An 18,366-nucleotide genomic window follows, 5' to 3' on the forward strand; every position below is an offset into this window, starting at 1 on the left:
GCGACATGGCTTCAACCGACACTGAAGCCATGACGACCGCCCTGCATATCACCCTGATCACCGAAACCTTCCCACCTGAAATCAACGGCGTGGCCAATACCCTCGGCCGCTTGTGCGAGGGTTTGCGCTCACGCGGCCACCAAGTCGAACTCGTGCGACCACGTCAGGTCGGCGACTCGCCATTCAGCGATGGCTCCCTGATGCTTTGCCGAGGCTGGCCGTTGCCCGGCTATCCAGGCTTACAATGGGGCCAGTCGTCGATGCACAAATTGCTGCGCCGCTGGAAACGCCAGCGTCCGGACGTGCTGTACATCGCCACCGAAGGGCCACTGGGTCTGTCAGCATTGCGCGCGGCGCGACGGCTGGGGATCGCGGTGGTGAGCGGCTTTCACACCAATTTTCAGCAGTACACCAGCCAATACGGCCTGGGGTTGCTGACGCGCCTGCTTACTCATTATTTGCGCTGGTTCCACAATCGCTCGGCGGTGACGCTGGTGCCGAGTGTCAGCCAGCAAAAGGAACTGGAGCGCCGGCATTTCGAGCGGCTGGCCCTGCTATCTCGCGGCGTCGACAGCCAGTTGTTTCACCCGGCCAAGCGCCTGAATGCCCTGCGTGAGCAATGGGGATTGTGCGAGCGCGATATCGCCGTGATTCATGTCGGAAGACTCGCCCACGAAAAAAACCTCGGCCTGCTCAAGCGCTGCTTCGAAAAGCTGCGCAGCACTTATCCACAGCGCAATCTGAAATTGATCGTGGTCGGCGAAGGCCCGCAACGGCTGACGCTTGAAAAGGAAATGCCAGAGGCGATTTTCTGCGGTGCGCAACGCGGGGAAGCCCTGGCGGCGCACTATGCGTCCGGGGATGTGTTTGTGTTTCCCAGCCTCACCGAAACCTTCGGCAATGGGGTGCTGGAGGCGCTGGCATCGGGGCTTGGCGTGGTGGCTTACGATCAGGCTGCGGCGGGGCAACATATTCGCCATGGCTACAGCGGCGTGCTCGCGATGCCCGGCGATGAAGAGGCGTTTTGCGAGGCGGCGACGTGGCTGCTGGAAGAGGACGAAACCTTGCGCTGCATGAGGCTCAATGCACGACAGCATGCGAGTCGCCAAGGATGGGCGGCGATCATTGAGCAATTTGAAGGGCATTTGCGCGGGGCGTGTATGGGGGTGCAGGGAGTGCCGACTGCACAAACGCTGCCCTGATTGCCGTCATGGAGGACGCCATCGCGAGCAGGCTCCTACAGTGATTTACGTCGTATACAAAACCACTGTAGGAGCGAGCCTGCTCGCGATAGCTTTTTGGAGGTTGCCGCTTAAACCAGCGTCATCAACGCCTCGCGGCTGAACGGCAAAATATCCTGTTCACGACCTTCACGCACTTTCGACGCCCAGTCCGGATCGACGAGTAGGGCACGGCCCACGGCGACCAGATCGAACTCCTCCTTATTCAGACGCTCCAGCAGTTTTTCCAGACTGGCCGGCTGCGCAACCTTGTCGGTGTTGACCATGAACTGCAGGAACTCGCCGTCCAGCCCTACGCTGCCGACGGTAATCGTTGGCTTGCCGGTGAGTTGGCGCGTCCAGCCCGCCAGGTTCAGGTCGGAGACTTCGAACTCAGGCTCCCAGAAACGCCGCGTCGAGCAGTGGAAAATGTCCACACCGGCGTCAGACAACGGCTTGAGAAATTCGCCCAATGCCTCCGGGCTCTGCACCAGACGCGCGGTGTAATCCTGCTGCTTCCATTGGGAGAAACGAAAAATGATCGGGAAGCCTTCACCGACCGCCGCACGCACAGCCTGAATCAATTCAATGGCGAATCGTGAACGATTGGCCAAGCTGCCGCCGTACTCGTCGGTGCGCTGGTTGCTGCCTTCCCAGAAAAACTGGTCGACCAGATAACCGTGGGCGCCGTGAATCTCGACGCCGTCCATGCCAATGCTCTGTGCATCTTTCGCCGCTTGGGCGAACGCGGCGATCACTTCCTGGATGTCTTGTCGGGTCATGCCGTGCACCACGACCTGACCGTCCTTGAGTTTTTCCGACGGGCCGTAACCCGGCACGCTGGCGTCAGGTTCGGTGCCGATGCGACGAACGCTGCCGACGTGCCACAGTTGCGGGACAATCTTGCCGCCTTCAGCGTGAACGGCATCGACGACTTTTTTCCAGCCGGCCAACGCCGCATCGCCGTAGAAGTGCGGCACGTTCGGGTAACCATTGGAGGCCTGGTGACCGACTGTGGTGCCTTCAGTAATGATCAAGCCCACGCCGGCCGCCGCGCGACGACGATAATATTCAATGACCTTGGAGTTGGGTACGCCGCCGGGAGAGAACGAGCGGGTCATTGGCGCCATGACCACGCGGGTCGGCAGTTCGAAAGCGCCGAGGCGGAACGGTTTGAACAAGGCTTGGACGGGCATCGCGGAAGCTCCACAGGGAATAGCTTTATGACGGTGATAATATGGATGCCCGACGCTGATGAACAGCATTATTCATTTTGGTGATTAAGGATCAAAAACGAAAAGATCGCAGCCCGCAGCAGCCCAACACGAATCGGTGCAGGAGCTGCCGCAGGCGGCGATCTTTTGATCTTGGTAAAACGTCAGCCCAACGCTTTCTCGATGGCCTGAATCACCGTCGGATCATCCGGCGCCGTGCGCGGTGAAAAACGCGCCAGCACGCGTCCATCCTTGCCCAATAGAAACTTCTCGAAATTCCAGGTGATATCCCCAGGAAATTCCGCACCCTCGCCCGCCAGCAAACGGTAGAGCTGATGACGGTCGTGGCCGTTGACTTCGAGTTTGCTCGACAACGGAAAACTCACGCCATAGTTGAGGCTACAGAATTCCTGGATGTCCTTCTCCGAGCCCGGCTCCTGCCCCGCAAACTGATTGCACGGCAAGCCCAGCACGCTGAAGCCCTTATCCTTATATTGCTGATAAAGGTTTTCCAGTGCCGCGTACTGTGGTGTCAGGCCGCATTTGGACGCGACATTGACCACCAGCACGACGTTTCCCTTGAAGGGCGCCAGCGGTAGTGGCTGACCATCCAGGGCTGTCAATTTAAGGTCGTGAAAAGCACTCATGACGAACTCCAGATTCCCGTTTTCTACTCGAAACAGCCACTTGGCGAGACGACCAAGGACAGCCGCGGACTAAAAAGGCGCCCTCGGGCGCCTCTCCAGTACTCGAAAGCTTAGCGCAGAAAATCAGTGCTGATGGCCGCCTTCACCATGGACGTGGCCATGTGCGACTTCTTCCTGGCTGGCATCACGGATCGCGATGACTTTCACCTGGAAGTTCAGGCGCTGACCGGCCAATGGGTGGTTGCCGTCAACGGTGACGTCGTCGCCGTCCAGGTCACGGATGGTCACGATCTGCATCTGGCCGTCCGGCGCCGACGCGTGGAACTGCATGCCGACTTCCAGTTCATCAACACCTTCGAACATGCTGCGGCTCAGGGTGCTGACCAGTTCAGCGGCGTATTCGCCATAAGCGTCTTCAGGTTCGACGGCTACAGTCAGCTCGTCGCCTTCGGTTTTGCCTTCCAGGGCTTTTTCCAGACCTGGAATGATGTTGCCTGCGCCATGCAGGTAGACCAGCGGCGCGCCGCCGGCGGAGCTGTCGATGACCTCACCGGCGTCGTTGGTCAGGGTATAGTCGATGGAGACAGCCTTATTGGCGGCGATCAGCATGGGGCGAGACCTTTTGCATAAGAATGAAGAATGGACAAGTCTAAACAAGGATTTGCCCGAAAGCGAACACAACCCAGACAGACGGGGTCGATTGGCGCCCGCGACGATCACCGGTTTCCATCAGGATGAGGATGGACACTGGGTCGCCGAGCTGTCCTGCGGCCATACCCAGCACCTGCGCCACCAACCGCCGTGGCAGTCTCGGGCGTGGGTGCTGGATCCGGCGCAACGTCTTGAAAAAATTGGCCAACCCTTTGCGTGCGGTTGGTGCGCACAAGGCTCGGTTAGCGCTAACCTTGGCGACTGAATTTCGGTAGAAGGCCAGCCATAGGCGTTCACCTTTGCCATGCACCCTTAGAGAATCCGCATGCAGACTTTTTTTATCGCACCCACCGATTTTGGCGTGGGCCTGACCTCCATCAGCCTCGGGCTGGTGCGAACACTGGAGCGCGCCGGCCTGAAAGTCGGCTTCTTCAAACCCATTGCCCAGCCGCACCCGGGCGACACCGGACCCGAGCGCTCCACCGAGCTGGTGGCCCGCACGCACGGCTTGAAACCGCCGCAGCCACTGGGCCTGGCCCACGTCGAACGCATGCTCGGCGATGGTCAGCTCGACGAGCTGCTTGAAGAAATCATCACCCTTTATCAGCAAGCGGCTGTCGGCAAAGACGTGCTGATCGTCGAAGGCATGGTGCCTACCCGCAGCGCCAGTTACGCCGCCCGAGTGAATCTGCACTTGGCCAAAAGCCTCGATGCCGAAGTGATTCTGGTCTCGGCACCGGAAAACGAAGTGCTGACCGAATTGTCCGGCCGCGTCGAGTTGCAGGCGCAATTGTTCGGTGGTCCAAAAGACCCGAAAGTCCTCGGCGTAATTCTCAACAAGGTGAAAACCGAAGAGAGCATGGACGCCTTTGCTACGCGCCTGAAAGATCACTCTCCGTTGTTGCGCAGCGGCGATTTTCGCCTGCTCGGCTGCATCCCGTTCCAGCCTGAACTCAACGCCCCGCGCACCCGCGATGTCGCCGATCTGATGGGCGCCCAAGTGCTCAATGCCGGCGACTATGAAACCCGGCGCATGAGCAAAATCATCATTTGCGCGCGCACCATGCGCAACACCGTCGAACTGCTCAAGCCCGGCGTGCTGGTGGTGACGCCGGGGGATCGCGACGACATCATCCTCGCCGTCAGCCTCGCGGCAATGAACGGCGTACCACTGGCGGGCCTGCTGCTGACCAGCGACACCCTGCCCGACCCGCGCATCATGGATCTGTGCCGAGGCGCATTACAGGCCGGCTTGCCGGTGTTGTCGGTGAGCACCGGTTCCTACGAGACCGCCAACCAGCTCAACGGCCTGAACAAAGAGATTCCGATCGATGACCGCGAGCGCGCCGAAATCATCACCGATTTCGTCGCCAGCCACCTCGATGCCCGCTGGCTGCACCAACGCTGCGGCACGCCGCGCGAGATGCGCCTGTCGCCCGCCGTGTTCCGCTATCAATTGATCCAGCGCGCCCAGGGCGCCAACAAACGCATCGTTTTGCCCGAAGGCAGCGAGCCGCTGACCGTGCAAGCCGCCGCTATCTGCCAGGCCCGGGGCATCGCCCGTTGTGTGCTGCTGGCGAAACCGGAGGACGTGCAAGCCGTCGCCCGCGCCCAAGGCATCGAATTGCCGCCGGGACTGGAAATCCTCGATCCGGATCTGATCCGCGAACGCTACATCGAGCCGATGGTGGCCTTGCGCAAATCGAAAAGTCTTAATGCGCCGATGGCCGAGCAGCAACTGGAAGACACGGTGGTGATCGGCACCATGATGCTCGCGCTGGATGAGGTCGACGGGCTGGTGTCAGGCGTCATTCACTCCACGGCCAACACCATCCGCCCGGCCCTGCAGCTGATTAAAACGGCGCCGGGCTGCACGCTGGTGTCGTCGGTGTTCTTCATGCTGTTTCCGGAAGAAGTGCTGGTGTACGGCGACTGCGTGATGAATCCGCATCCAAGCGCCACCGAACTGGCCGAGATCGCCCTGCAAAGCGCCGACTCGGCTGCCGCGTTCGGCATCACCCCGCGCGTGGCGATGATCAGCTATTCGAGCGGCGAATCGGCCAGTGGTGAAGAGGTCGAGAAAGTCCGCGAGGCCACCCTGCTCGCCCACGAGCAACAGCACTCGCTGCTGATCGACGGCCCGTTGCAGTACGACGCGGCCGCCAATGAAGACGTCGCCCGGCAACTGGCGCCGAACAGCCAGGTCGCCGGTCGCGCCACGGTGTTTGTGTTCCCCGATTTGAACACCGGCAACACCACCCACAAAGCCGTGCAGCGCAGCGCCGATTGCGTCAGCCTCGGCCCGATGCTGCAAGGTCTGCGCAAACCGGTGAATGATTTGCCGCGCGGCGCGCAGGTCGACGACATCGTGTACACCATCGCCTTGACGGCGATTCAAGCCGCCAACCGACCTATGGATGTGTAAATGCTGGACTTCCTTCCCGCCTCGTTACGCGGCGTCATCGCCGCACTGTTGCTGGCACTGAATACGATTTTGCTGTGCTCGTTTCTGTTTTGCGTGGCGCTGATCAAAGCGCTGCCGTTTGCCCTCACCCAACGCCTGGCGCTCTGGCTGATGAGCCACACCCATGAAGCCTGGATCAGCAACAACAAAGGCTGGATGAACCTGGTGCGCCGAACACGCTGGCACGTCAGCGGCCTGCAAGGTCTGGACTATCAGCACTCGTATCTGATCACCAGCAACCACCAGAGCTGGGTCGATATTCTGGTGCTGCAATACGTGCTCAACCGACGGATTCAGCCGCTGAAGTTCTTTCTCAAGCAAGAGCTGATCTGGGTGCCGGTGATCGGGCTGGCCTGGTGGGCGCTGGGCTTTCCGTTCATGAAGCGCTACTCCAAGGCATACCTGGAAAAGCACCCGGAGAAAAAAGGCAAGGATCTGGAAACCACCCGCAAGACCTGCGCGAAGTTTCGCAACAATCCGGTGGGTATTTTCAATTTTGTCGAAGGCACGCGCTTCACGCCTGGCAAGCACGCGCAACAGCAATCGCCGTTCAAATACCTGCTCAAGCCCAAGGCCGGTGGCATCGCGTTTGTGCTGGATGCGATGGGTGAACAGTTGGAGTCGATCGTCAACGTGACCATTCACTACCCAGGGGGCCGTCCCGGTTTCTGGGACTTGCTGTGCGGGAATGTGCGAGATGTGGTCGTGCACTTCGAAGAACTGAAGATCCCGCCGCAGTTCATCGGCAAGAACTACGACCAGGACGGCGAATACCGCCTGCTGTTCCAGGGCTGGATCAACCAGATGTGGCAGGACAAGGATGCGCTGCTGGAACAGATACACCGCGAGCATCCGGCACGCCGCTGACACTGATCGTTCCCATGCTCCGCGTGGGAATGATCACGAAACCAAAAAAAACCCGCTGATGATCACTCACCAGCGGGTTTTTCTTGCAGCGCCAAGCTAAAAGCTTATCGCTGCAGGGGCCTTATATCGCCCCACGCTTGCGCAACAATTCCAGCACTTGCTTGACGCTTTCTTCCAGCGACAGTGCCTGGGTGTCGATCACCAGATCGGCGTCCAGCGGCACGTCGTACGGGAAGGATTCGCCCGGAATGTTGTCGCCGGCTGCGGCGTACAGCCCTTGCGGGTCGCGCTCGGCGCACACGGTCGGCGAAGCCTGCACATAAACCGTCAGCAGACGATCCTTGCCGATCAGGTCCTTGGCCTGCTCGCGACCTTCCGAGCTCGGTGCAACGAACGCTGCCAGGGTCAGCAGACCCGCTTCGTTGAACTGACGCGCCACATGTGCAGCACGACGCCAGTTCTCGGTACGTCCGGCGCGATCCTGCGGCAGACCTTTGTTCAGGTCGTGACGCAGGTTCTGACCGTCCAGCACAAACACCGAACGGCCCATGTCGAACAACTTGCGCTCAACCGCATACGCCAGCGTGCTCTTGCCCGCGCCCGACAAACCGCTGAACAGCACGGTTGCCGGTTGCTGACCAAAACGCGCGGCGCGTTCTTCGGTGGCAACGTGCGCCAGTTTGCCGTGATGCGTCGCGGAACCATGGGTTACAGGCTGCGCGACGATCATGCCAGCGCCGACAGTGCCGTTGGTCAAACGGTCGATGATGATGAACGCGCCGGTGGTGCGGTTGCTCTCATAACCATCGAGGGCAATCGGCGCGTCGAGCGCGATCTTGACCTTGCCGATCTCGTTAAGCTGCAACGCGCTCGCCGGGCCTTCTTCAAGGGTATTGACGTCGACCTTGTTGACGATGCTGGCAATCGAGCCCGGCACGTAACTAGTGGCGCGTTTGATGTCGTATTTCTTGCCCGGCAGCATCGGTTCTTCAGCCATCCACACCAGCATCGCTTCGAAGCTGTCGGTGACCGGTGGCACGTTGTCGGCATGCACCAACAGGTCGCCACGGGAGATGTCGATTTCGTCTTCCATGGTCAGCGTCACCGCTTGACCCGGGCCTGCATGCTCCAGCTCACCTTCGAAGGTGACGATGGACTTCACACGGCTGCTCTTGCCCGACGGCAACACCACGACTTCGTCGCCCTTGTGCACGATGCCGCTGGCCAGGGTGCCGGCAAAACCGCGGAAGTTCAGGTTTGGACGATTGACGTACTGCACCGGGAAACGCAGGTCGGTGAAGTTACGGTCGCCCGCCACTTCCACGGTCTCAAGAATTTCCATCAGCGACTGGCCGGTGTACCACGGCGAGCGCTCGGACTTGTTCACCACGTTGTCGCCTTTGAGGGCGGACATCGGCACGAAGTGCATGCTCGTCGGCTTCATTTTCAAGCCTTCGGCGAACTTCAGGTAGTCGGCCTTGATCGACTCGAACACGCCTTCATCGAAGTCTTTCAAGTCCATCTTGTTGATGGCGACGACGATGTGTTTGATGCCGAGCAACGAGGCGATAAAGCTGTGGCGACGGGTCTGGGTCTGCACGCCGTAACGGGCGTCGACCAGGATGATCGCCAGGTCACAGGTGGACGCACCGGTGGCCATGTTGCGGGTGTACTGCTCATGGCCAGGAGTGTCGGCGATGATGAATTTGCGCTTGGCGGTAGAGAAATAGCGGTAAGCGACATCGATGGTGATGCCCTGTTCACGCTCGGCCTGCAGGCCGTCGACCAGCAATGCCAGGTCGATGTCTTCACCGGTGGTGCCGACTTTTTTCGAGTCGCGGGTAATGGCTTCGAGGTGATCTTCGTAGATCATTTTCGAGTCGTGCAGCAGGCGCCCGATCAGGGTGCTCTTACCGTCATCGACGTTGCCGCAAGTCAAAAAGCGCAGCAGCTCTTTACGTTCGTGCTGGCCCAGGTAGGCGAGGATGTCCTCGCTGATCAAATCAGATTGGTGGCTCATTGCATTCAAGCTCCGAGCTGTAAGCTTCAAGCGGCAAGCTTGTCGGCGTACAGCTAGTCAGAAATTTTGTTGATCAGCCCGCCCAGCATCTTGGAGAGCTCTCGGGTTTCCATAATCCAATTTTCAGCCAGCGGGTCTGCGATGTAAGCAATGTCTCGACCGATGATGATCTGCGTGCGTAGCTCCGCGTTGGAAGCCTTTGCAATCCAGAGAAATCGAACTTTCTCTTTATTGCTGCAACGCTCCATGCCTTCGGCAATGTTGGAGGGTACTGACAGCGCTGAACGGGTGATTTGATCCTTGAATCCAAAATCCCCCACATCGCGCAAACTCTTTATAAATCCCCACCGCCAAACACTTGCTTCGCTGCCAAACGATCAGTTTCTCGAAGTCCATTACGAGTATTCCGATGCCGGCTCACAGCACAGGCTGCAAGCGCCAAACCACAAAGCTACGCATACCGCCTCTAACTTGCAGCTTGCCGCTTGTAACTAGAAGCTTAAAAGTACCCTTGACGTTTTTTGTCTTCCATCGAGCCTGCGCCATCGTGGTCGATGACACGGCCCTGGCGCTCGGAAGTTCGCGTCAGGAGCATTTCCTGAATGATGTCCGTCAGGCTCTCGGCTTCGGACTCCACCGCGCCCGTCAACGGGTAGCAGCCAAGGGTACGGAAACGCACTTTCTTTTTGACGATGCGCGCTTTGTCTTCGTCGGACAGGTGTTCGAGGATGCGCTCGTCGTCGATCATGATCAGCGTGCCGTTCTTCTCGATCACGTCGCGTTCGGCGGCGAAATACAGCGGTACGATCGGGATGCCTTCAAGGTAGATGTACTGCCAGATGTCCAGCTCGGTCCAGTTCGACAAAGGGAACACACGGATGGATTCGCCCTTGTTGACCTTGCCGTTGTAGACGTTCCACAGCTCTGGACGCTGGTTTTTCGGATCCCAGCGGTGCTTGCTGTCGCGGAACGAGTACACGCGCTCTTTGGCGCGGGACTTCTCTTCATCGCGGCGGGCGCCGCCGAATGCTGCGTCGAAACCATGTTTGTCGAGTGCCTGTTTGAGGCCCTCGGTTTTCATGATGTCGGTGTGCTTGGCGCTGCCGTGGGTGAACGGATTGATGTTTTGTGCCACGCCGTCAGGGTTGATGTGCGTGATCAAGTCCAGGCCCAGCTCTTCGACCATTTTGTCGCGGAAGCTGTACATCTCCTGGAATTTCCACCGGGTGTCGACGTGCATCACCGGAAACGGCAGTTTGCCCGGGAAGAACGCCTTGCGTGCCAGGTGCAGCATCACGGCGGAGTCTTTACCGATGGAGTACAGCATCACCGGGTTATCAAACTCGGCGGCCACCTCGCGGATGATGTGGATGCTTTCCGCCTCCAGCTGTTTCAGATGCGTCAGTTTGTCGACCATGGCTACTCACGAAAGCTTTCTTATGAACGGCCAGCGGGCCGTGTTCGAGCGAGGAATCCTAGCACAGCAACCTCTTCTAATCAGGACGCCAACTAGATCGAAAGAGTATATGAATATGCCTGCCTGTTTGGGCGAAGGCATCCAATGTGGGATCGGACCTGCTCGCGAAAGCGTCGTGTCAGGCAGCAATGTATTGAAGCGTAAATCGTATTCGCGAGCAGGCTGGCTCCCACTAGGATTTGTGCTGGATTCAAATGGGATTCGGGCAGTCGATGAAGATGTGTTCGACGGCGAAGCGCTTTGCCAGGTAGTCACCCAAGGCCTGAACGCCGTAGCGCTCGGTGGCGTGATGACCGGCGGCGATGAAGCTGATGTCGTTTTCGCGGGCGCTGTGGAACGTCTGTTCTGACGCCTCGCCGCTTATATAAAGGTCAACGCCCGCCGCAATCGCCTGGTCGATGTACCCCTGACCGCCGCCCGTGCACCAACCAACCCGACGAATGAGGCCACTGCCTTCGATCAACAACGGCTCGCGGCCCATGATTTCCTGCACGCGACGGGCAAAATCGCGTGGCATCATCGGCTCATTCAACGAGCCGACCAGGCCAACAACTTTCAGATTATCCGGATCCAGCGACCCTTCGACGGTGATGTCGAGCTGACGCGCCAGTTGCACGTTGTTGCCGACGTCCGGGTGCAGGTCGAGCGGCAAGTGATAGGCCAAGAGACTGATGTCATGCTTGAGCAGCGTCTTCAACCGACGCTGCTTCATGCCGGTGATGCACGGGTTCTCGCCTTTCCAGAAATAACCGTGGTGCACCAGAATCAAATCCGCTCCGGCCTCGACAGCAGCATCAAGCAGTGCCTGGCTGGCGGTAACGCCACTGACGATGCGCATCACTTGTGGACGGCCCTCGACCTGCAAACCGTTGGGGCAATAATCGGCGATTTTCGCACTGGCGAGGTAGCGGTCGGCTTCTTCAACCAGGGTGCTCAAGGCGACGGCCATGAAAGACTCCTAAATATCCCGTTCCGAGGCGCGCGCGGCCTCGTATAATGCGCGACATTATGGGCGGTCTGACCCCGCCTGCAACTTTTCCAGGACGAGCTTAATGTTCAAGGCGCTGCGTTTTATGGGCTGGCCGCTGTTGGCCGGTGTGCTTATCGCTCTGTTGATAATTCAGCGTTACCCCGAGTGGGTCGGGTTGCCGAGCCTTGACGTCAACCTGCAACAGGCCCCGCAAACCACCAGCGTCCAGCAGGGCCCGGTGTCCTACGCTGACGCGGTAACCATCGCCGCACCCTCGGTGGTCAATCTGTACACCACTAAAGTCATCAACAAACCGAACCATCCGCTGTTCGAAGATCCACAGTTCCGCCGCTTCTTCGGTGACAACTCGCCGAAACAGAAACGCATGGAGTCGAGCCTCGGTTCCGGCGTGATCATGAGCCCGGAAGGCTACATCCTGACCAACAACCACGTCACCAGCGGCGCCGACCAGATTGTCGTGGCGCTCAAGGACGGCCGTGAAACACTCGCCCGGGTGATCGGCAGCGACCCGGAAACCGACCTCGCGGTACTCAAGATCGATCTGAAAACCCTGCCGTCGATCACCGTCGGCCGCTCCGACAATATCCGCATCGGCGACGTCGCGCTGGCCATCGGCAACCCGTTCGGCGTCGGCCAGACCGTGACCATGGGCATCATCAGCGCCACCGGCCGCAACCAATTGGGCCTGAACAACTACGAAGACTTCATCCAGACCGACGCGGCGATCAACCCGGGCAACTCGGGTGGCGCGCTGGTAGACGCGAACGGCAACCTCACTGGCATCAACACGGCGATCTTCTCCAAATCCGGCGGCTCGCAAGGCATCGGCTTCGCGATCCCGGTGAAACTGGCGATGGAAGTGATGAAGTCGATCATCGAGCATGGCCAGGTGATTCGTGGCTGGCTGGGCATCGAAGTGCAACCGCTGACCCAGGAACTGGCCGAATCGTTTGGCTTGTCCGGGCGTCCGGGCATCGTGGTAGCGGGGATTTTCCGTGACGGTCCGGCGCAAAAGGCCGGGCTGCAACTGGGTGACGTGATTTTGAGTATCGATGGTGAGCCGGCCGGCGATGGCCGTCGTTCGATGAACCAGGTCGCGCGGATCAAACCGACCGACAAGGTGACGATTCAGGTCATGCGCAATGGCAAAGAATTGAAACTGAGCGCCGAAATCGGCCTGCGTCCGCCGCCGGCACCTGTTAAAGAGAAGGAAGAAGAATAACTTCGTCATTAACTACTGCGCAATAAAGCTGTTCGCGAGCAGAAAATGACGCCCTTGCAATAGTGGGCTTCAAATCGGTCGCGAACAGCTTTCCCGTTGATAATTCGCCATCACCAAAAACATCTTTGCTATATACAACTGACTGAAAGTTTCTGAAAACCTGTCAGACCTGACAGGTTTTAATGTTTTCCGCTCGTATTAAATTTCGCTTGCAGAAATAAATACACACGGAGAAGCAAGCATGAATTATCAAGAAGCGTTAAAGCAAGCCAAGGGCAAGGCTGCTGCTACTGGCGAAATCATCGTTCAAGCCGGTGCGACACCAGTAACATTCACCGATGTAATGTGGCACGACATGGGACCAGAAAACGGTGCTTTGATGATAGGCACCGGAGACACCAATTTTCATGTCGCTCTCGGTTACCCGGCAAAATTTCTGATCGAACCGCATTCAGCGACGTATCCCGACGACTTTCCAGACCCTTTTTTGGTGTGGGAGTATTACGACCGTAAAGGAAAAGTGTATACCGCCCAAAAGGGTGAGATTACCGCGTCGTTTTCCAATGAATTCAAGAAAATCGACGGGAAATTCAGTTTTGCGACTGGCGACGGAACAAGGGTATATGGTGAATTTCACTTAAAACGTGATTAACGACAACCGGCCCATAAGCTTAAATACGCTCCATTTTAAGGAAAACCAAAATGGAGCGTTTCATCAGTTACCCGCTCTATCAAACACCGTGCAACCCATCAATCAGCGCTTGATTCTGTTCTGGCGTGCCAATGGAAATCCGCAGAAATTGCGCAATGCGCTCCTGCTTGAAGTGCCGAACGATCACACCCTGCTCCCGCAACTTCGCTGCCAGCCCTGCCGCATCGTGTTGCGGGTGGCGCGCGAAGATGAAGTTAGCCGCCGACGGCAGCACCTCAAAACCCTTGCTTTGCAACTGCGCGATCACCCACTCGCGACTCTCTATGACCAGGCGACACGTTTCGTTGAAATGTTCGCGATCTTCGAATGCCGCCGTGGCGCCGACGATCGCCAGACGGTCCAGTGGATACGAGTTGAAGCTGTTCTTGATCCGCTCCAGCGCTTCGATCAGATCCGGATGGCCCACCGCGAGACCAACGCGCAGGCCGGCCAGAGAACGTGATTTGGACAAGGTCTGGGTCACAAGCAGGTTCGGGTAACGATCCACCAGGCTGATCGCGGTTTCGCCGCCGAAGTCGATGTACGCCTCGTCCACCACCACGACCGAATCCGGGCTCGCCTTGAGGATTTGCTCAACGGCGTCCAGTGCCAGCAGGCAACCGGTCGGTGCATTCGGGTTGGGGAAAATGATCCCGCCGTTCGGCTTGGCATAGTCCGCCGGGTTGATCTGGAACTGCGCATCCAGCGGCACCGCGTCGAACTCGATGCCATACAAGCCGCAATACACCGGGTAGAAGCTGTAACTGATGTCCGGAAACAGCAGCGGCTGATCGTGTTGCAGCAAGCCGTGGAAGATATGCGCCAGTACTTCGTCGGAACCGTTGCCGAGGAAGACCTGGTTGCTCTGCACACCGTAATAACTGGCGACGGCGTTCTTCAGCAGATCACTGTTCGGATCCGGGTACAGGCGTAGGTTGTCATTGAGCTCGGCCTGCATCGCCGCCAGTGCTTTTGGCGAAGGGCCATAGGGATTTTCGTTGGTGTTGAGCTTGACCAGTTTGGTCAGCTTCGGTTGTTCGCCGGGTACGTAAGGCACCAGATCCTTGACAAACGGGCTCCAGAATTTGCTCATGCTCAGTTCCCCTGCTTGTCGTCAAGAATGCGGTATTCGGCGCTGCGTGCGTGTGCACTCAGGGATTCGCCACGGGCCAGTACCGAAGCGGTCTTGCCCAGTTCGGACGCGCCCTGCTCGGAGCAAAAGATGATCGACGAGCGTTTCTGGAAGTCATAGACGCCCAACGGCGAGGAAAAACGCGCGGTGCCGGAGGTCGGCAACACGTGGTTCGGGCCTGCGCAGTAGTCGCCCAGTGCTTCGGACGTGTGGCGGCCCATGAAGATTGCGCCGGCATGGCGAATCTGCGGCAACCAGGCTTGTGGATCGGCGACCGACAGCTCCAGGTGCTCTGGCGCGATGCGGTTGGCGACTTCGATGGCTTGCTGCATGTCGCGCACCTGAATCAGCGCACCACGGCCATTGATCGACGTTTCGATGATGGTCGCGCGATCCATGGTCGGCAGCAGCTTGTCGATGCTCGCGGCAACTTTGTCGAGGAATTCGGCGTCGGGGCTCACCAGAATCGCCTGGGCGTCTTCGTCGTGTTCAGCTTGGGAGAACAGATCCATGGCGATCCAGTCCGGATCGGTCTGGCCGTCGCACACCACGAGGATTTCCGAAGGGCCGGCGATCATGTCGATGCCGACCTGACCGAAGACGTGGCGCTTGGCGGTCGCCACATAGATGTTGCCCGGCCCGACGACTTTGTCGACCTTCGGCACGCTTTCGGTGCCGTAGGCCAGCGCGGCGACGGCTTGCGCACCGCCGATGGTGAACACGCGGTCAACCCCGGCAATGCACGCCGCCGCCAACACCAGTTCGTTGACTTCGCCACGCGGGGTCGGCACCACCATCACCACCTCGGTGACGCCGGCCACTTTGGCCGGAATCGCGTTCATCAGCACCGACGACGGATACGACGCCTTGCCGCCCGGCACGTAGAGGCCGGCGCGATCCAGCGGCGTCACCTTCTGGCCCAGCACGGTGCCGTCGGCTTCGGTGTAGCTCCAGGAATCCTGCTTCTGTTTTTCGTGATAACTGCGCACCCGCGAGGCGGCTTTTTCCAGCGCTTCGCGTTGCGGCACGGTGATGCGAGTCAGGGCCAGTTCCAGGCGTTCACGCGGCAGAATCAGATCCGCCATGGACGCGACTTCGAGGCCGTCGAACTTCTGGGTGAACTCGACCACCGCCGCATCGCCGCGCTCGCGCACAGCCTTGATGATGTCCAGCACGCGCTGATTGACCGAGTCGTCAGACACACTTTCCCAGCTCAGCAGATGATCCAGATGATGCGCGAAATCCGGGTCAGCAGCGTTGAGTCGGCGAATTGCAGTCGGTGCGGTCATAGCGAGAGCCTCATAGGAATGGCAAAAACTCAGGCGCCCTAACGTAGCAGTCGTTTCCGCTTGGGCACCTGAGAATTCTGGCTATGAGGCGGATAGACGGGCGCGGCTCAAGGCCGCGCAGGTAAATCAGCCGCAGTGTCGCGACTCCACTGCCTTGCGCAGGGTGTCGATCAACGCCTGGATGCGGGCGTGTTGCATTTTCATCGAAGCCTTGTTGACCACCAGGCGCGAGCTGATTGTGGCGATCAGTTCCTGGGGTTCCAGGCCGTTGGCTCGCAGCGTGTTGCCGGTGTCGACCACGTCGATGATCTTGTCGGCCAGACCGATCAGCGGCGCCAGTTCCATCGAGCCGTAGAGCTTGATGATGTCGACCTGACGACCCTGTTCGGCGTAGTAACGCTTGGCGACGTTGACGAACTTGGTCGCCACGCGCAGACGGCCCTTGGGCTCGACTGCACCGATCTTGCCGGCGGTCATCAGCTTGCACTGGGCAATCTGCAGATCCAGCGGCTCGTACAGGCCCTGACCGGTGTATTCCATCAGCACGTCCTTGCCGGCCACGCCGAGGTCGGCCGCGCCATGTTCGACGTAGGTCGGCACATCGGTGGCACGCACGATCAACAGGCGAACATCTTCCTGGGTCGTGGGAATGATCAGCTTGCGGCTCTTGTCCGGATTCTCGGTCGGCACGATGCCCGCTTCAGCCAGAAGCGGCAGGGTGTCGTCAAGGATGCGGCCCTTGGACAGTGCGATGGTCAACATGGGTAACGTCGGTCCTTATCAGCAAACGTATGCCCGGTCGCAATCGGCGCCGGACACGCATCGAGCCGGAAACCGGCTCGACTTGAAACGAATCAGTGGACACATCCCTGTGCCCTTGCAGCAGGGATTAGCCCGGAACGCGACGAATCTTGGCGCCCAGCATCTGCAGTTTCTCTTCGATGCACTCGTAGCCACGGTCTATGTGGTAAATGCGATCGATCAGGGTATCGCCTTCGGCCACCAGCGCCGAAATCACCAGGCTGGCCGAAGCGCGCAGGTCGGTGGCCATCACTGGCGCGCCTTTCAGCACTTCAGTGCCGGTGACGATGGCGGTGTTGCCTTCGACCTGGATCTTGGCGCCCATGCGGTGCAATTCGTAAACGTGCATGAAACGGTTTTCGAAGATCGTCTCGATCACGGCACCGGTGCCTTGGGCAATGGCGTTGAGCGAGATGAACTGCGCCTGCATGTCGGTCGGGAACGCCGGGTACGGTGCAGTGCGAACGTTGACCGCTTTCGGGCGCTTGCCGTGCATGTTCAGCTCGATCCAGTCTTCACCGCTGGTGATTTCTGCGCCGGCTTCACGGAGCTTTTCCAGAACGGCTTCGAGAATGGTCGGATTGGTGTCCTTGACCTTGACGCGGCCACCGGTGACCGCAGCGGCCACCAGGTAGGTGCCGGTTTCGATACGGTCAGGCATGACTTTGTAGAAGCACGAACCCAGACGCTCGACGCCATCAATGGTGATGGTGTCGGTGCCGGCGCCGGACACCTTGGCGCCCATGGCGTTGAGGAAGTTCGCCAGGTCAACCACTTCAGGCTCGCGGGCGGCGTTCTGCAACACGCTGCGGCCCTTGGCCAGAGCAGCGGCCATCATGATGTTTTCGGTACCGGTCACGCTGACCGTGTCGAAGAAGAAGTGCGCACCGCGCAGGCCGCCTTCAGGAGCCTTGGCTTTAATGTAGCCGCCTTCAACGTCGATCACGGCGCCCATGGCTTCGAGGCCACGGATGTGCAGGTCAACCGGACGTGAACCGATGGCGCAACCGCCAGGCAGTGCAACTTCGGCTTCACCGAAACGGGCGACCATCGGGCCCAGAACCAGGATCGATGCACGCATGGTCTTCACCAGTTCGTACGGAGCGATCAGGGTCTTGATGGTGCGCGGATCGATTTCGACGCTGAGCTTCTCGTCGATCACCGGCTCAATGCCCATGCGACCGAACAGCTCGATCATGGTGGTGATGTCGTGCAGGTGCGGCAGGTTGCCAACGGTCACCGGGCCATCGCACAGTAGCGTGGCGGCCAGAATCGGCAGTGCCGAGTTCTTTGCCCCGGAGATGCGGATCTCGCCATCAAGACGAGCGCCACCGGTAATAATCAATTTATCCATAAGAATCTCGACGCCCTAGGGCTCAGGTGCGCTCGGCCCAGGCCGTGCTGCTGAAAAATTTCATAGTGACCGCATGGATGCTGCCATCGGTGATCCATGGGTTCAAATGGGCATAGACCTGCTGCTGACGCTTGACCGGGCTCAACGCCGCCAGTTCATCGCTAATCAAGTTCAGCTGGAAATTGCAGCCTTCGCCTTCAACTTCCACCTGGGTTCCCGGAAGTTTTTCTTCAAGGAAGCTCTTCACTTCTACGGCCTGCATGCTCAACCTCAATCGGCGCCCTGTGCGCACGGGTCGGACATCATACAAAAAAGCCCCGCGCCTG

At 59.1% G+C, this 18,366-nt stretch carries 17 protein-coding genes and 1 pseudogene; 6 read left to right on the forward strand and 12 right to left on the reverse strand.

Going from position 1 to position 18,366, the window contains the following annotated elements; translation table 11 throughout:
- Positions 1–5: 5 nt before the first annotated feature.
- Positions 6–1,202, forward strand: a complete 1,197-nt coding sequence (locus GIW69_RS00810) for a glycosyltransferase family 4 protein (protein ID WP_236480257.1) — start codon at positions 6–8, stop codon at positions 1,200–1,202.
- Positions 1,203–1,312: 110 nt separating this feature from the next.
- Here GIW69_RS00810 and GIW69_RS00815 read toward each other — a convergent pair whose 3' ends face one another.
- The 3 genes from GIW69_RS00815 to GIW69_RS00825 all read right to left on the reverse strand — a co-directional run bounded on the left by GIW69_RS00815 (position 1,313) and on the right by GIW69_RS00825 (position 3,690).
- Positions 1,313–2,416 carry an NADH:flavin oxidoreductase gene (locus GIW69_RS00815; RefSeq protein ID WP_236480258.1) on the reverse strand — a complete coding sequence of 368 codons (1,104 nt, stop codon included), beginning with the start codon at positions 2,414–2,416 and terminating at the stop codon, positions 1,313–1,315.
- A gap of 182 nt (positions 2,417–2,598) precedes the next feature.
- A complete protein-coding gene (locus tag GIW69_RS00820) occupies positions 2,599–3,081 on the reverse strand; it encodes a glutathione peroxidase (RefSeq protein ID WP_236480259.1) in 483 nt (160 codons plus the stop codon).
- A gap of 123 nt (positions 3,082–3,204) precedes the next feature.
- Positions 3,205–3,690 carry an FKBP-type peptidyl-prolyl cis-trans isomerase gene (locus GIW69_RS00825; protein ID WP_236480260.1) on the reverse strand — a complete coding sequence of 162 codons (486 nt, stop codon included), beginning with the start codon at positions 3,688–3,690 and terminating at the stop codon, positions 3,205–3,207.
- Here GIW69_RS00825 and GIW69_RS00830 point away from each other — a divergent pair.
- The 3 genes from GIW69_RS00830 to yihG are packed head-to-tail and all read left to right on the forward strand — an operon-like array spanning position 3,689 to position 7,063.
- Entirely contained in the window at positions 3,689–3,997 is a 309-nt protein-coding gene (locus tag GIW69_RS00830; RefSeq protein WP_236480401.1) for a DUF3565 domain-containing protein, read from the forward strand. The two genes, GIW69_RS00825 and GIW69_RS00830, sit on opposite strands and share 2 nt — an antisense overlap.
- A 60-nt stretch (positions 3,998–4,057) precedes the next feature.
- Positions 4,058–6,157 carry a phosphate acetyltransferase gene (gene pta, locus GIW69_RS00835; protein ID WP_236480261.1) on the forward strand — a complete coding sequence of 700 codons (2,100 nt, stop codon included), beginning with the start codon at positions 4,058–4,060 and terminating at the stop codon, positions 6,155–6,157.
- Positions 6,158–7,063 (forward strand): 1-acylglycerol-3-phosphate O-acyltransferase, YihG family, encoded by a 906-nt coding sequence (gene yihG, locus GIW69_RS00840; RefSeq protein WP_236480262.1) that lies wholly within the window; start codon positions 6,158–6,160, stop codon positions 7,061–7,063. It abuts the gene before it with no gap.
- Between the two features lie 121 nt (positions 7,064–7,184).
- On the opposite strand, the gene cysN is transcribed toward yihG, so the two are convergent.
- The 4 genes and pseudogenes from cysN to GIW69_RS00860 all read right to left on the reverse strand — a co-directional run bounded on the left by cysN (position 7,185) and on the right by GIW69_RS00860 (position 11,509).
- Positions 7,185–9,083 carry a sulfate adenylyltransferase subunit CysN gene (cysN, locus tag GIW69_RS00845; protein WP_236480263.1) on the reverse strand — a complete coding sequence of 633 codons (1,899 nt, stop codon included), beginning with the start codon at positions 9,081–9,083 and terminating at the stop codon, positions 7,185–7,187.
- Between the two features lie 53 nt (positions 9,084–9,136).
- Positions 9,137–9,479, reverse strand: a pseudogene (locus GIW69_RS00850) (four helix bundle protein).
- 103 nt (positions 9,480–9,582) lie between these two features.
- The gene (cysD, locus tag GIW69_RS00855; RefSeq protein WP_236480264.1) at positions 9,583–10,500 is read right to left on the reverse strand and encodes a sulfate adenylyltransferase subunit CysD; all 918 of its coding nucleotides are present in this window, start codon (positions 10,498–10,500) and stop codon (positions 9,583–9,585) included.
- A gap of 250 nt (positions 10,501–10,750) precedes the next feature.
- Positions 10,751–11,509, reverse strand: coding sequence for a Nif3-like dinuclear metal center hexameric protein (locus GIW69_RS00860; protein WP_236480265.1), 759 nt, complete (start codon positions 11,507–11,509; stop codon positions 10,751–10,753).
- Between the two features lie 103 nt (positions 11,510–11,612).
- Between GIW69_RS00860 and algW the strand changes: the two genes are divergently transcribed.
- Positions 11,613–12,773, forward strand: coding sequence for a Do family serine endopeptidase AlgW (gene algW, locus GIW69_RS00865; RefSeq protein WP_236480266.1), 1,161 nt, complete (start codon positions 11,613–11,615; stop codon positions 12,771–12,773).
- Positions 12,774–13,014: 241 nt separating this feature from the next.
- Positions 13,015–13,425, forward strand: a complete 411-nt coding sequence (locus GIW69_RS00870; protein WP_236480267.1) for a hypothetical protein — start codon at positions 13,015–13,017, stop codon at positions 13,423–13,425.
- A 79-nt stretch (positions 13,426–13,504) separates the two neighbouring features.
- Here the strand turns inward: GIW69_RS00870 and hisC are convergent, their stop codons facing one another.
- From hisC to GIW69_RS00895, 5 genes are all read right to left on the reverse strand, one after another.
- Positions 13,505–14,557, reverse strand: coding sequence for a histidinol-phosphate transaminase (gene hisC / locus GIW69_RS00875; RefSeq protein WP_236480268.1), 1,053 nt, complete (start codon positions 14,555–14,557; stop codon positions 13,505–13,507).
- 2 nt (positions 14,558–14,559) lie between these two features.
- Positions 14,560–15,885 carry a histidinol dehydrogenase gene (gene hisD / locus GIW69_RS00880; protein ID WP_236480269.1) on the reverse strand — a complete coding sequence of 442 codons (1,326 nt, stop codon included), beginning with the start codon at positions 15,883–15,885 and terminating at the stop codon, positions 14,560–14,562.
- 126 nt (positions 15,886–16,011) lie between these two features.
- Positions 16,012–16,647 (reverse strand): ATP phosphoribosyltransferase, encoded by a 636-nt coding sequence (gene hisG / locus GIW69_RS00885; RefSeq protein ID WP_236480270.1) that lies wholly within the window; start codon positions 16,645–16,647, stop codon positions 16,012–16,014.
- A 127-nt stretch (positions 16,648–16,774) separates the two neighbouring features.
- Positions 16,775–18,040 (reverse strand): UDP-N-acetylglucosamine 1-carboxyvinyltransferase, encoded by a 1,266-nt coding sequence (gene murA / locus GIW69_RS00890; protein WP_236480271.1) that lies wholly within the window; start codon positions 18,038–18,040, stop codon positions 16,775–16,777.
- Positions 18,041–18,062: 22 nt separating this feature from the next.
- Positions 18,063–18,302, reverse strand: a complete 240-nt coding sequence (locus tag GIW69_RS00895) for a BolA family protein (protein ID WP_236480272.1) — start codon at positions 18,300–18,302, stop codon at positions 18,063–18,065.
- Between the last annotated feature and the right edge of the window lie 64 nt (positions 18,303–18,366).

The sequence above is a fragment of the Pseudomonas syringae genome, from assembly GCF_021605415.1.
In the GTDB taxonomy this organism is placed as follows: domain Bacteria; phylum Pseudomonadota; class Gammaproteobacteria; order Pseudomonadales; family Pseudomonadaceae; genus Aquipseudomonas; species Aquipseudomonas syringae_S.